A 13,887-nucleotide genomic window follows, 5' to 3' on the forward strand; every position below is an offset into this window, starting at 1 on the left:
CAGCTTTACTTGTAGTCGGCGGGGTTTTTGGCTGAGGTGCCGGTGGTGTTGCCGGCGTTGCGTAGTTCGTGACCGAAGCGCACGGCCGATTCGCCGAAGCGGTCTTTTACCAGGTCGGTGGCCGTAAGCAGACCGCGTCGTTTCTTGCTGTCCTTCACGCGCGGCGCCGCATCCGAGCTGTTCGGCGCCACATCCGCCACGTCAAACAGCGTTCCCTGCTCGCCCGCCACGCCGTCGAAGCCGCCAACCGACACGCCGACAAGGCGCACGGCCATGCCGGGTTCCCACAGCTCGTCAAGCATGTTGCACAGCAGAGGCGCGAACGAAAGCTCGTCATCGGTGGGATTTTGCAGCCGGCGCTGCACCGAGCGGTTCGAGCGATCGGCATAACGAAGCCGCAACCCAATGGTAAGGCCCGCAAGCCCCTTGCCGCGCAGGCGCCGTCCCACCTTCGCCGCCTGCGAATTGATAGCGGCCTCGATGTCCACCCGCTGCGTTAAATCGTTCGCGAATGTCACCTCGTTCGACACCGACTTCACCGGGGCACCCTGTTCAACGGGCGCATCGTCTAAGCCGCAGGCGCGCACGTACATGGTGCGGCCGTTCTTGCCGAATAGCCGCTCAAGGCGCGGCTGCCCTTCAAGCACCAGCTGCCCAAGCGTTTCGATGCCGCGATGGCGCAGCTTCTCCTCGGTAGCTTTGCCGATGCCGCTCATCACGCGGATGGGCAGCGGATCGAGAAACTGCCGCTCGGTTCCGGGGTACACCACCGTCAGCCCGCGCGGCTTGTCCATGTCGGAGGCGATCTTCGCCACCGTCTTCGACGTGCCCACGCCCACCGAGCACGTGACGCCAAGGGCCTCGACGCGCTGCTGGATGCGCAGGGCAACCAAAACCGGGTGCTCGCGATTCACGCGCGTGGGCGTGACGTCCAGAAACGCCTCGTCGATGCTGACCTGCTGCACGTGCGGGGTCTCGTCGCGCAAGATAGCCATAACCTGGTAGCTGACTTCCTTGTACCGGTCATAGCGCCCAGGGGCCCAAATGGCATGCGGGCACAGCTTGCACGCCTGCGAAGCGGGCATGGCGGAGTGCACGCCGAACTTACGCGCCTCGTAAGAAGCCGTCGACACCACGCCGTGCTTTTCAGCGTCGCCGCCCACGATGACGGGCTTGCCGCGCCAAGCCGGGTGGTCAAGCTGTTCGACCGAAGCGAAGAACGCGTCAAGGTCCACCAGCAGAATTGCCGGACCGTCCCACGCCGCCAGGGCACCGTCGATATGTTCGCCGCGTTCGTTGTTCATACGCAGAAGTCTAGCATGCGCGGCAAAACGTTGCAGCGCGAACCGGTCCTTGGTGCGCGGCGGATTCCGCGAAGCTTGCATGCGTGTGATAGCATGGTTCTTCGACTAAAATGAGCCCGCTGCGCCCAGCCCGAAGAAAGGAGGCACGTTGGAAAAGCACATGGGAAACCTGCGCGCTACCGGATACGGAGCCGTTGCCCCCGCGCTTGACGCGCCGCCCGTTCTTCCGTGCGGAGACGCCGCGAAGGCCATCGACTGGTTCGACTTCTCGCAAACGCTCAACCCGCTGGGCACGCCCGCATCGTTCGCGAACGCCATGCACCGCATCTCGCGCTCGAACGTCACGCCCACGCAAGAGCGTGCGGCGCGGGCGCAAACGCCCAGCTTGCTGGCGCGCCTGTATGGCGTGGCGGCGGAAAACGTTGCCGTAGGCGCTTCGGCCACCGACGTGCTGACGGCGGTGGCGAACGCGTTCGAGCCGCGCAACGTCGCCGTGCCCGTGCCCTCGCGCGCCACGTACGAGCAGTGCCTAGGGTCTGCGGGGCATCGCATCGTGGAGATTCCCAGTCCCGACGGGTTCATCGTGCCCGACCCGGCCATGGCCCACCGGCTCGGCATGCCGTTCAACGCCGCCATGCTGGCGAACCCGGCGTTTCCCACCAGTCGCCTGCTGGCGCGCCAAACGCTGCTTGATTACCTTGACGCCTGCGATTGGGTGATCGTGGACGAGCGCGGCATCGACCTGACGCTGGGCGGCGAGTCGATGGTGGGGCTTTTGCGCGAACATTCGAACCTTATCATCATTCGCTCGCTTACCGACGCGTTCTCGCTGCCGGGCCTGCCGCTTTCCTGCGCGCTTGCCCATCCGGCCGTAGCGCGGCGCATTTCGCTTGCCGTAGCGAAGCCCACGTCGGCAACGCTTTCCGCCGAATTGGCGAAGCTGGCCGCCAGCGAGCATCACCTTGACGTCACGCGCGAGCTGCTAGACACCGAGATCCCCTGGATGCAGTGCATGCTGAGCCTGGTTCCCGGCATCAGCATCTTCCCCGCCGAGGCGAACTTCGTCATGTGCGCGTACCGGCCCGGCGCCACCATGCGTCTTGGAGCAGCCGATGCGCCCGACCTGGTGCGGCAGCTGCAAGCGCGCGGTTTTCTGGTGCGCACGCTCGATCGCACGCCAGGCGTAGAACCGGGCACGCACTTCTGCGTATCTGTACGCACCCGCCCCGAGAACGAGCGATTCGTAGCCGTGCTACGCGAGATTGTCATGAGGTAGTCTGGCACAAGCAAGGCGGTCTTCAACAACAGCCACCACCACCACGCAAAAGCGCCCCTGGCCAGCAAAACTGCTGACTAGGGGCGCTTTTTCTCTTCGTGGCGCAAACACTATTCGATGCCCTTGACCTCGTAACCGGCGTCCACCACGGCCGCGGTCAGCACGTCATCGGCAACGTCGGCCGTCAGCTTGGCGACGGCCGTGCCGGCGTCGAGGTCCACCACGGCCTCGGATACGCCCTCGACGCTCTCAAGCGCCTTCTTCACGTGTGCAACGCAGTGCTGGCACATCATGCCTTCGACGGTAAGCTTCTTCTCCATGAAGATCTCCTGTTCCGCGGGTTCCCCCGCATCGGTTCCAACCGTATCAAGCTCGGGCGCGCTTGCGTCCGCAACTGCTTCGTTTTGCTGCGCCTCTTTGCGCTTGGCCAGCACTTGCTGCGCCGCCTGCGTGGTAAACGCGGGCTTCCAGCCGCGTAGACGCAGGGCGTTAGACACCACGCACACGCTTGAGCAGCTCATGGCCGCCGCGGCGATCATGGGGTTCAGCGTGAAGCCGGCGAAGCTGAACAGGCCGGCCGCAACGGGAATGCACACCGTGTTGTAGATAAGCGCCCAGAACAGGTTCTGCTTGATGTTGCGCAGCGTGGAGCGCGACAGCTGAATGGCGGCCGGCACGTCAAGCACGTCCGAGCTCATAAGCACCACGTCGGCGCTGTCGATGGCGATATCGGTGCCGGCGCCGATGGCGATGCCCACGTCGGCGCGGGCAAGCGCCGGCGCGTCGTTGATGCCGTCGCCCACCATGGCAACGCGGCCCTGCGCGGACAGGCGTCGAATCTCGCGCTCCTTGCCTTCGGGCAGCACGCCGGCGATGACCTCGTCGACGCCGACGCTGGCCCCGATGGCGCGGGCCGTGCGCTCGTTGTCGCCGGTGAGCATGACGGTGCGGATGCCCATGGCCGAAAGCTCCGCGATAGCGGCGGCGCTCGTCGGCTTCACGGTGTCGGCAACGGCTATCATGCCCAGCGCACGGCCGGCAGACGCGAAGTACAGCGGCGTTTTCCCTTCATCGGCAAGCTGGTGTGCACGCGATTCGAACGCGGAAACATCGATGCCGTGCTGTCCCATGAGCTGGGCGTTTCCTGCAAACGCAACGGTACCGCCCACAGTGGCGCGCACGCCGCCGCCCGGCACCTGCTCGAAGGCGTCGACCGGTTGAAGCTGTGCACCGGCGCTATCGGCCCACGCCACAACAGCTTGCGCCAGCGGATGCTCGCTGCGCTGCTCGACAGAGCGCGCAAGGCTGGCCAGCGCAAACGCGTCGACGCCAGCTGCACACACCACGTCGGTGACCGCAGGCTTGCCCGTGGTCAGGGTGCCCGTCTTGTCGAACACCACCGTTTTCACGTCGTGCGACACCTCAAGCGCCTCGGCCGACTTGATAAGGATGCCGCTGGTGGCGCCGCGGCCCGTGCCCACCATGATGGCCGTAGGCGTGGCCAGGCCCAGCGAGCACGGACAGCTGATGACCAGCACGGAAATGGCATGCGTCAGCGCCGTGGACACGTCGCCGGACAGCGCCATCCACAAGACGAACGCAGCCACGGCGATGCAGATGACCACCGGCACGAACACGCCGGCGATCTTGTCGGCGATCTTCTCGATGGGCGCCTTCGTGGACGTGGCCTCGTCGACAAGGCGGATGATGCCCGCAAGCGTGGTGTCGGCGCCCACGCGGTCGGCGCGCATGGCGAACCACCCGGTGGTGTTCACCGTGGCACCCGTGACCGCATCACCGGGGCGCTTGCCCACCGGCACGCTTTCACCCGTGATGACCGACTCGTCCACCACGCCTTCGCCTTCAAGCACCACGCCGTCGACGGGCACGCCTTCGCCCGCCTTCACCACCAGCACGTCGCCCACGCGCACCTGTTCAACGGGCACGAGCTGCTCGGAACCGTCCGGCCCGCGGCGCGTGGCCTCTTTCGGCGTCAGGTCCATCAGCTTCGTGATGGCGTCGGTGGTTTTGCCCTTCGCGCGCGCCTCGAAGTATTTGCCCAGCGTGATGAGCGTCAAGATCATGGCCGCCGACTCGAAATACAGGTCCATGGCCGCCGCATGCGCGAAATCGATGTCGCCGTGCCCCATGCCCCAGCCGATGCGGTAGATGGCAGCGATGCCGTAGATGGTTGAGGCCGCCGAGCCCAGCGCGATGAGCGAGTCCATGTTCGGCGCGCCGTGCGCCAGCGTTTTGAAGCCCACGCGGAAGAATTTGAAGTTCACGAAGATGACGGGCAGCAGCAATAAGAACTGCGTGAACGCGAACGTGAGCATGTTCTCGCGGCCCAAGAAGATGTCGGGCAGTGGCCAGCCCATCATGTGCCCCATGGACAGATAGAACAGCGGGATGGTGAAGCAGAAGCTTACGATGAGGCGCACCTTCACGCGCTTTGCCTCGGCAGCCGCATCGTTGACAGGCCGCGCGGCGGGCGCCGCCGCACCAGCTTGGCCAGGCTCGGGCCGCAAGAACGCGCCGTAGCCGGCTTTTTCCACGGCTGCCGAAATGGCCGCCGCCACGGCATCGCTGCCGTCGTAGTCCACTTCCATGCTGTTTTTCAGCAGGTTCACGGCCACGCCATCGACGCCCGCGACGCCGGCCGTGGCCTTCTCCACGCGCGACGAGCAGGCGGCACACGTCATGCCCGTCACGTCAAACGTACGTTTCATCGCACCCTTCCTTTTGCCCTAGCGAGCGAATTTCTTGATGAGCTGCATGGCCTCGTCGATGATTTCGGTGTTGCCCTGCTCGATCTGCTCGACGACGCACGTTTCCAGATGGTTTTGCAGCAAGATGGCCGAGATGCTGTGCACAGCGCTTTCGGCAGCAGAAAGCTGCATGAGCACGTCCCCGCAGTAGCGGTTGTCGTCGATCATGGATTTCACGCCGTTGAGCTGGCCGATTACGCGGTTTAAGCGCTTTTGCAGGTCGTCTTGCATCTGCTGGCTGCGCGGCGTTGCCTTATGATGGCAGCAGCAGGATTTCTGCGGTGCCGATGCCGCTTTCGCCGATTCGCCCATGAGCTCACCTTCTTTCGATATACCCCCACGGGGCATCATTTGAACGGTAGTTAGTATATACCCCCATGGGGTACTGTCAAGCACTTGTTATCTGTGGGTAACGGTTGTGAGAAGGTTTACGGGGGAAGAAATCCCTTTGTCGCTCGAGAGCAATCGCGAAAAGCTAAAAAGGCTGGCGAACACCGTTCGCCAGCCTTTGAGAGCAGGGTTGCCCAAGGGCGCAAGCCGCAAGTGGGCGCGCTAAAGCGCAGCACCCGAAACGCGGCCGCTTCGCTTCCATGCGAGCACTACAGGATGTCGCCGCGCACGCTGAACGTGGTCACCGACAGCGGGATACCCTTGCCGCTGCGCGCCAGCGCGTTGCGCGCCGCCATCTCAAGGCCGCCGCAGCACGGCACCTCCATGCGGCACACGGTGATAGAGCGGATGTCGTTCGACTCGATGATGGCCTGCAGCTTCTCGGAATAGTCGACGCCGTCAAGCTTCGGGCACCCGATGACGCACGTGCGCCCGCGCATGAAATCGCGATGGAAATCGCCGTATGCGAACGCCGTGCAATCGGCGGCGATGAGCAGGTCGGCGCCGTTGAAATACGGCGCGCGCACGGGCACCAGCTTGATCTCCAGCGGCCACGACGAGATTTCGGACGGGCGCGCGGGACCGTCAGTTGCCGCAGACACATCATGCTCAATCGATTGCGCGCGCGTGCCGGGGCATCCGGACGGCTGACCAGCAGGACGCAGCACCTGCATGCGCGAACCCGGGCAACCGCCGGCCGCAGGAGCCGGCGCCGCAGCTTTCGCCTTGTTCGCCAGCACGGCGGCCTCATCGTAAGCCGCTGCTTCGCGCTCCACAAACGTGATGGCGCCCGTGGGGCACGCAGGCAGGCAATCGCCCAGGCCATCGCAGTAATCATCGCGCATAAGGCGCGCCTTGCCGTCCACCAGGCCGATAGCGCCCTCGTGGCACGCCTTCACGCAGATGCCGCAACCGTTGCACGCGGCTTCGTCGATATGGATAACACGTCGAATCATGGTAACCCCCGCTGTCTTTGCGCGCCCGGCCGGTACCTCTCGTGCGCCATGCCGAACGCTGTTCAATCATTGACGTAACCCTATCAAACGAGCGACTCACGAAATGTTCCAATTCCCACAAAATTGAAGCTGCTCAGAATCGCCACATTCGCCAGCCAAACGAACGTCGAAAGCTACGAAACGGCGCCAAGTATCGCAAAAGCCCGAATGCCGCAGCCCTGTCACCGGCCGAACCTTCCAAGCAATAGGCATGCGCATGCGCCGCACCCCATACCGACACATGCCCCGCGCCTCTTCCACATACGCCGCGCCGAAACCGCAAAAGTCAAATTTGTTCCACGAACATACTCAACCCCCTTGACAGCATGCATACCGTTTCTATACTTATGAACAGTTGCTCATATGTTTAGCCATGAAGAACCAGGAGCAAATATGACGGAAAGAGCCACCATCGACCAAACGTCAGCAGCTCAAGCGCCGCAACCGGAAGACGCGTGCCCCTGCGGCTGCAACCGCGAGGCATCGCAACAGCTGTTCGACACCATGCCGGACGAAGAGCTGCTCTACGACTTGGCCGACCTGTTCAAAGTGTTCGCCGACACCACGCGCATCAAAATCCTGTTCGCGCTCATGAACCACGAGATGCCCGTCGGCGAGCTGGCCGAGGCCATCGGCGCCACGCAGTCAGCCGTGTCGCACCAGTTGCGCCAACTCAAGCAGGCGCACCTGGTGAAATTCCAGCGCGACGGCAAGTCCATCATCTACTCCCTGTCCGACGACCACGTGTACACCATGCTGGCCCAAGGCATGACCCATATCTGCGAATAGCCGGGCGCATCGCCCGCAACCATTCCACCTAACCGTAAGCAAAGAAAGGAACCACCATGCGCAAGACGTTCAAACTCGACGAGCTGGACTGCGCCAACTGCGGCGCGAAAATCGAGGCGGAAATCAAGAAGATCGACGGCGTGAACGATGCGAAGGTGACGTTCATGACGCAGAAGCTCATGATCGACGCCGATGACGCGCGCTTCGAGCAGATCCTCGACGAAGCGCAGAAAGCCGCGCACAAGTACGAGCCGGACTGCGACATCGTCCGCTAAAACAAAAGAAGCGGCCCGCTGCCACGGAACCGCTCCATAAGTGAAACCGCTTCAGAAAGATACCCGAACCATGAACAAAAAGCAACGCAGATGGCGCAAGCGCATCATCGTAGCGCTCGTGTTGTTCGCCATCATCTTCGCCGTCGAGCACCTGCTGCCGCTTGAAGCGTGGCTAGGACGCGCGAACAGCGTCTACCTGCTGTTCGTGCTGTACCTGGTGCCCTACCTTATCGCCGGCCACGACGTGCTGCTGCGCGCGGCAACGAACATCAAAACCGGCGAGGTGTTCGACGAGAACCTCCTCATGGCTGTGGCCACCATCGGCGCGTTCGCCATGATCGCGTTCCCCGACGCGGAACCCTCTATGGCCGAAGGCTGCGCCGTCATGCTGTTTTACCAGGTAGGCGAGCTGTTCCAAAGCTACGCCGTCGGCAAATCGCGCAAGGACATCGCCGCAATGATGGACATTGCCCCCGATTGCGCGAACGTAGAGCGCGACGGCGAACTGTGCGAGGTCGACCCCAACGATGTTGCCGTGGGCAGCGTCATCGTGGTGAAGCCCGGCGAGCGCGTACCCATCGACGGCATCATCGAGGAAGGCGAAAGCCAGCTTGACACCGCCGCGCTGACGGGCGAATCGGTGCCGCGCCACGTGGAGGCGGGCGCCGAGGTTATCTCGGGTTGCGTGAACATGACGGGCGTGCTGCGCGTGCGCACCACGAAGCCGTTCGGCGAATCCACCGTCAGCCGCATCCTCGAGCTGGTGGAAAACGCCGCCGAGAAGAAAGCGAAAACCGAGAACTTCATCACGCGCTTCGCGCGCTACTACACCCCCACCGTCACGGGCTTGGCCGCGCTCATCGCCGTGGTGCCGCCGCTTGTGGGCATGGGCGCTTGGAGCGACTGGATTTTCCGCGGCCTGACGTTTTTGGTAGTCAGCTGCCCGTGCGCCCTGGTCATCAGCGTGCCGCTGAGCTTCTTCGGCGGCATCGGCGGTGCCAGCAAGCTGGGCGTGCTGGTGAAGGGGTCGAACTACCTGGAAGCGTTGGCGAAAGTTGACACCGTCGTGTTTGACAAGACGGGCACGCTCACGAACGGCTCGTTTAACGTGGTGGCGGTTCACGCGGAAAACGACGTGGACCCCGACGAGCTGCTCGCGTTCGCTGCGCACGCCGAGTCGTACTCCGACCATCCCATCGCCGTGTCGGTGAAGCAGGCATACAGCGGGCAGATCGACCAAGCGCGCATCTCGGAGGTGCGCGAAGAAGCCGGCCGCGGCGTTGCCGCCATCATCGACGAGCACGAGGTGCTCGTGGGCAACGACAAGCTTATGGCGGCCCACGGTGCAAGCTTTACGGATTGCGAGCTGGTGGGCACCATTCTGCATGTGGCCATCGACGGCACCTACGTCGGCCACATCGTCATCGCCGACGTGGTGAAGCCCGACGCCGCCGAAACCATCGAGCGGCTGCATGCGGCAGGCGTGCGCAAAACGGTCATGCTCACGGGCGACCGCGCTGAAGTGGCGCAAGCCGTTGCCGAAGAGCTGGGCATCGACGAGTTCCACGCGCAGCTGCTGCCCGCCGACAAGGTCGAGCAGGTCGAGCGTCTGCTGGCCGCGCAAACCGACGGCGCGAATCTGGCATTCGTGGGCGACGGCATCAACGACGCGCCCGTGCTCACGCGCGCTGACGTGGGCATTGCCATGGGCGCCATGGGGTCGGACGCGGCCATCGAAGCCGCCGACGTGGTGCTCATGGACGACAAGCCGTCGAACATCTCGCGCGCCATCCGCCTGGCACGGCGCACCATGCGCATCGTGTGGCAGAACATCGTGTTCGCGCTGGGCGTTAAGTTCGTAGTGCTGGTGCTGGCGGCCGTAGGTATCGCGAACATGTGGCTTGCAGTGTTCGCCGACGTGGGCGTGGCCATCCTAGCCATCCTCAACGCTATGCGCTGCATGAACGTAAACTCGCTGAAGAAGTAGACAGCCAACTTATGGAAAGCCTGTCCCGCACGGGACGGGCTTTTCTCATCTTCGCTAGAATAGAATGCCGAAATTTCAAGCGAAGGGATGGCGCATGGCCGACAACACGCAAACACAAACGAACGAAACCGCAGTTGAAGCGGCCAACGACCCCGTTTTCCAACAGGAGCAGGCGCACTTGTCCGACACGTACGCCAAACTGGAGGCCATGGCGAAAACGCTGGCCGAGAAAATGGAACGCCGGCGCTGGCAAGCCGCGCAGGATAAAGACGACATGCAAGAAGAGGTGAAGCACAACTTCGCCAGCGACGGCGAGGCGCAGGAAACCTACGTCGACTACGCCGTGCTGAACAACCTCATCCGCGATTACAACCTGGAGCAGGACGCCGACAGCGAGCGCTTGGCTGCGGCAGCCAAGCTGCTGGAGCAGCCCTATTTCGCGAAGATCAGCCTGGAGATGCGCCCGGGCGCGCCGGCGAAGGACATCTACATCGGGCTTGCCGGCGTTGCCGACGACAATTACCGCCGCATGGTGGTTGACTGGCGCAGCCCCGTGGCCGAGGTGTACTACAACCAGGAAAACGGCGCCACGTCGTATGTGGCCAACGGCCGCACCATCAACGTGAACCTGCTGACGCGCCGCCAGTTCGACCTGGAGCGCGACCAGCTGCACGCCTACTTCGACTCCGACGTGGCCATCGAGGACTCGCTGCTTCTGCAGTCGCTTTCGGCGCAGCGCTCCGAGCACATGAAGGCCATCACGGCCACCATCCAAAAAGAGCAGAACCTCATCATCCGCCACAAGGACGTGCCGGCGCTTCTGGTAGCGGGCATCGCCGGCAGCGGCAAGACCAGTGTGCTGCTGCAGCGCATCGCCTACCTGTTCTACCGCAACCGCGGCGATCTGGACCCGCGCCAGGTGTTCCTGATCAGCCCAAACCCCGTGTTCGCCAAATACATCGAGAACGTGCTGCCCGACCTGGGAGAGCGCAACCCCGAAACCATCACGTACCGCGAGTTCGCCGCGCGTCTGCTGCCCGCCGCGCGCAACCCGAAGGCCGAAGCGTGTCCGCTGGAGCTTTTGTGGCGCATCGACGACGCCGTGGAGCACCTGACGTTCGAGCCGAACGATTTCCGCGACATCACGTTCTACGGAACGCGCCTGGTGGCAGGTGCGGCCATCATGCAGCTGATGCAGAAATACCCCAACGTGCCGGCCGGCCCGCACCTGGTGACGCTGGTGCGCGAAGAGCTGTTCCGCCGCCTGGACGCGCGCCTGAAGCAGATGGCCGCCACCGAAGCGGTGCAGGACGAGCTGTTGTGCCTGTCGCTTGACGAACAGGTACGCCTGTTCAACGCCCCGTTCGACCCGCAAACCGAGCAAGAGGCCCGCGATTGCGCGCTTACGTACCTGCAGGAACGCTTCTCCGGCGCCGTGCTGGCCATCGAACGCGACGAGTGGCTGCGCCTCGACCGCATCGGCATGCGCCTTCTGGGCGTGGAGAACCTGCCGGCAAGCGCATGGCTGTACCTGAACATGGCCGTCACGGGCATGGGCAATCCCGATGCACGCTACGTCATGATCGACGAGGTGCAGGATTACACGCCCGACCAGCTTGCCGTCATGGCCCGCTTCTTCCGCCGGGCTCACTTCATGCTGCTGGGCGACCCGCACCAGGCCATCCGCCCCGAAACAGCCAGCTACGAGCAGATTCGCGCCGTGTTCCGCCGCCTGCGCGGTTCCATCGAGGAGTGCCAGCTGCTGACCAGCTACCGCTCCACCCCCGAGATCACCGCGCTGTTCGCCGGCCTTCTGCCCGAAAACGAGCGCATGAGCATCTCGGCCGTGCAGCGCGCCGACACCCCGCCGGCGCTTATCGCCTGCCCCACGCAGGATGATTACGAGCGCGAACTGCGCGCCGCCATCGTAAACGCGCGCGAAAACGACGGGCTAACGGCCGTGGTCGTTCCTTGGAAGCACGAGCTGAAGAAGCTGGCACGCCTGCTGGGCGACGACATGCCGCGTATCATCGACGAAGGCCAGCGTCTGCCGGCATCTGGTGTGCTGGCGCTAACGTTGCCGCTGGCGAAGGGCCTGGAATTCGACCACGTCATCGTGCCCGACGCCGGGCCGGGGCTGTTCCCCGCCGACGACCGCGTGGCGCAAAACCGCCTGTACACCACCATCAGCCGCGCAACGCGCACCATCACGCTGCTGGCAAACGGCAGCTTCACGCCGCTGCTTGATTTCCCGAACTAGGAGAGCCATGTCCCGCACCGCACCTTCGACCGCGCGCCGCACGCTGCACTACTATTGGCAGGTCACGCGCAAGCATCTGGGGTTGTTCGTGGCCTTGATGGCGTCCACGTTTCTGTTCGTGGCACTGCTTTCGTATGGCAACCCCTATGTGATGAGCTTGGTGGTTGATCGCGTAAGCGAGGGAAGCATCACCTCTGACCAGGTGTTTTCCATGTACGGCCCTTATATCGCGGCGCTTATCGCTATCAACTTGGTGGGCCAGGCAGCCAGCAAGCTGCAGGACTACACCATGTACAAGCTGGAAATCGCCGCGGCGTACGACTTGGCCACCATGAGCTTCGACGCGCTGTGCAACCAGTCCATGAGCTTCCACTCCAACCGCTTCGGCGGCACGCTGGTCAGCCAAACCAGCAAGTTCATGAGCGCCTACCAGCAGCTGCTTGAAACCATCACGTTCCCATTTTTGCCCGTGGTGTGCTCCGTCATCTTCACGTGCGCCATCCTGGCGCCGCGCGTGCCGCTGTACGTAGTCATCCTTATGGTGCTGCTGGCCATCTATGCGTGCGTGTCGTACTACATGTACAAGCGAATCCTATCGCTGAACGAGAAAGCGGCCAGCGCGCAAAATCAGCTATCCGGCGAGCTGTCCGATTCGGTGGCGAACATCTTGGCGGTGAAAACATCAGGGCGAGAGGACTACGAGCGCGCGCTGTTCGACCAGGCCAACCGCAACGTGGTGGAACGCGACAGCAAGCGCATGTGGGCAAGCCTTACGCGCGGCATCATCACGGCGGCCATCACCGTGGTCATCATGAGCGTGGTTGCCGTGTTCATTGCCGGCGGCAACGCGTGGTTCGGCATCACGCCCGGTACGCTCGTGATGATGTTCACGTACACGTACACCGTGACGAACCAGTTCAACTTCATCAACAACGGCCTGCAGCGCTTCAACCGCGCGTTCGGCGACGCGTCCGGCATGACGGCAACGCTCGACGAGCCGCGCCTGGTAGCCGACAAGCCCGGCGCGCCCGCCATGGTGGTGCGCGAAGGCACCATCGATTTTCAGAACATCGGCTTCTATTACACCGATGGCAACGTGAAAACTCCAGTTTTCGAGGATTTCAACCTGCATATTCCCGCAGGTCAACGCGTTGGTTTGGTCGGCTTGAGCGGAGCGGGGAAAACAACGCTCACGAAGCTGTTGCTGCGCCTGTCCGACATCCAGGACGGCCGCATCTTGATCGATGGCCAAAACGTGGCCGATTGCACGCAGCAAAGCCTGCGCCGCTCCATCGCCTACGTGCCTCAAGAGGCGCTGCTGTTCCACCGCACCATCGCCGAGAATATTTCGTACGGCCGCCCCGACGCCGCCATGGAGCAGATTCGCGAGGCGGCGCGCCTAGCCAATGCGCTGGAGTTCATCGAGAACCTGCCGCAAGGGTTCGAAACCATCACGGGCGAGCGCGGCGTGAAGCTTTCCGGCGGGCAGCGTCAGCGTGTGGCCATCGCCCGCGCGCTGCTGGCAGACTGCCCCGTGCTGGTGCTTGACGAGGCCACCAGCGCGCTTGACTCCGAAAGCGAAGCGCTGGTGCAAGATGCGCTGAAAACGCTTATGCGCGGGCGCACGTGCATCGTGGTGGCGCATCGTCTGTCCACGGTTGCCAGCCTCGACCGCATCGTGGTGCTCGACCACGGCAAAGTGGTCGAAGACGGCCCGCACGCCGAACTCATCAAAGCCGGCGGCGAGTACGCCCACCTCTGGGACCGCCAAACCGGCGCCTATCTAGAGTAAGGCAAGAAAGCCCAAAGCAGCTTCACCAGCGGAGATGCACCCAAAACGTAG

Annotated in this window: 10 protein-coding genes; 6 read left to right on the plus strand and 4 right to left on the minus strand. The window is 63.4% G+C overall.

The window, feature by feature from the left end:
- Positions 1–5: 5 nt before the first annotated feature.
- Positions 6–1,304: a DNA polymerase IV gene (gene dinB, locus ACWI6D_RS02985; RefSeq protein WP_449133610.1), complete on the minus strand. Its 1,299-nt coding sequence runs from the start codon at positions 1,302–1,304 to the stop codon at positions 6–8.
- A 148-nt stretch (positions 1,305–1,452) separates the two neighbouring features.
- On the opposite strand from dinB, the gene ACWI6D_RS02990 reads away from it, so the two are divergent.
- Entirely contained in the window at positions 1,453–2,580 is a 1,128-nt protein-coding gene (locus ACWI6D_RS02990; RefSeq protein ID WP_449133611.1) for an aminotransferase class I/II-fold pyridoxal phosphate-dependent enzyme, read from the plus strand.
- Positions 2,581–2,690: 110 nt separating this feature from the next.
- Here ACWI6D_RS02990 and ACWI6D_RS02995 read toward each other — a convergent pair whose 3' ends face one another.
- From ACWI6D_RS02995 to ACWI6D_RS03005, 3 genes are all read right to left on the minus strand, one after another.
- Positions 2,691–5,309, minus strand: coding sequence for a heavy metal translocating P-type ATPase (locus ACWI6D_RS02995; protein WP_449133612.1), 2,619 nt, complete (start codon positions 5,307–5,309; stop codon positions 2,691–2,693).
- Between the two features lie 18 nt (positions 5,310–5,327).
- A complete protein-coding gene (locus tag ACWI6D_RS03000) occupies positions 5,328–5,660 on the minus strand; it encodes a metal-sensing transcriptional repressor (RefSeq protein ID WP_288284709.1) in 333 nt (110 codons plus the stop codon).
- 287 nt (positions 5,661–5,947) lie between these two features.
- Complete coding sequence (locus ACWI6D_RS03005; protein WP_449133613.1) at positions 5,948–6,694, minus strand: ATP-binding protein; 747 nt, start codon at positions 6,692–6,694, stop codon at positions 5,948–5,950.
- 543 nt (positions 6,695–7,237) lie between these two features.
- Between ACWI6D_RS03005 and ACWI6D_RS03010 the strand changes: the two genes are divergently transcribed.
- The 5 genes from ACWI6D_RS03010 (at position 7,238) to ACWI6D_RS03030 (ending at position 13,836) form a co-directional block, all read left to right on the plus strand.
- Entirely contained in the window at positions 7,238–7,522 is a 285-nt protein-coding gene (locus ACWI6D_RS03010) for an ArsR/SmtB family transcription factor (RefSeq protein WP_236648315.1), read from the plus strand.
- 56 nt (positions 7,523–7,578) lie between these two features.
- Positions 7,579–7,797, plus strand: a complete 219-nt coding sequence (locus tag ACWI6D_RS03015; protein ID WP_129422834.1) for a cation transporter — start codon at positions 7,579–7,581, stop codon at positions 7,795–7,797.
- Positions 7,798–7,867: 70 nt separating this feature from the next.
- Positions 7,868–9,784 carry a heavy metal translocating P-type ATPase gene (locus tag ACWI6D_RS03020; RefSeq protein ID WP_449133614.1) on the plus strand — a complete coding sequence of 639 codons (1,917 nt, stop codon included), beginning with the start codon at positions 7,868–7,870 and terminating at the stop codon, positions 9,782–9,784.
- A 94-nt stretch (positions 9,785–9,878) separates the two neighbouring features.
- Positions 9,879–12,044, plus strand: a complete 2,166-nt coding sequence (locus ACWI6D_RS03025) for a HelD family protein (RefSeq protein WP_449133615.1) — start codon at positions 9,879–9,881, stop codon at positions 12,042–12,044.
- A 7-nt stretch (positions 12,045–12,051) separates the two neighbouring features.
- Positions 12,052–13,836 (plus strand): ABC transporter ATP-binding protein, encoded by a 1,785-nt coding sequence (locus ACWI6D_RS03030; protein ID WP_449133616.1) that lies wholly within the window; start codon positions 12,052–12,054, stop codon positions 13,834–13,836.
- Positions 13,837–13,887 lie beyond the last annotated feature (51 nt).

Source organism: Senegalimassilia sp. (assembly GCF_977052095.1).